At 56.6% G+C, this 585-nt stretch carries 1 protein-coding gene and 1 pseudogene; both read left to right on the forward strand.

Features of this window, described 5'->3' with window-relative positions; genetic code table 11:
- Positions 1-182, forward strand: a pseudogene (gene tli1 / locus ABD481_RS46830) (T6SS immunity phospholipase A1-binding lipoprotein Tli1-KP); the annotation flags it as partial.
- A 68-nt stretch (positions 183-250) separates the two neighbouring features.
- On the forward strand, positions 251-585 hold a 335-nt coding region (tli1a, locus tag ABD481_RS46835), incomplete at its 3' end, for a Tli1a family immunity protein (RefSeq protein WP_344672365.1).

Here is a 585-nt window from a genome sequence, read left to right on the forward strand (position 1 = left end):
GGCAGCACAGCAAAACCGTTCCGTTGCCCGAGTATAACGGCCAGGATGTGTGCGGCATTACGGTGCACTTTTTACCCTGCGATGACGTGAAGGTGACCACCAGCTGCTGGTCACCGAGAAATGTGAACTATCCGATAAAAGAGCCCGTCAGGATGACGGAGCCGGCCGTCTGTCCGAAGTAGCCCGCCTTCGTTTATTCAGGATGGCATCACCTTCACTTAATCACCCTCAAACCGACAGGGAGAGTCCGATGAAATCTGCATTAATCAGCCCGCTGCTGGCGGGTCTGCTGCTGTTAACCGGCTGCGCGCAGCCTGCCGCACAGGCCGGAGGCGGCGGTGGCGGAACAATAAAAGCCATCAACCACACCAAATGGGCGATCAACCACTTCAGTGTCAACGGCCAGTCGGGGATCGACATTATAGGCCCGTTTCAGGGCGGCGGTGGCGGCTGCTGCTTCAGCGTGCCCGCCCGCTGGACGCCGGGTATGACGGTGCGCGTTGACTGGGAAAGTGGTGAGGCATCGACTGAAGGTTTTCCTGGATTTGCTGATTACCAAAAATATAAAGCCTGGCAGAAAAAAAT

It is taken from the genome of Catenulispora yoronensis (assembly GCF_039531695.1).
GTDB lineage: Bacteria > Actinomycetota > Actinomycetes > Streptomycetales > Catenulisporaceae > Catenulispora > Catenulispora yoronensis.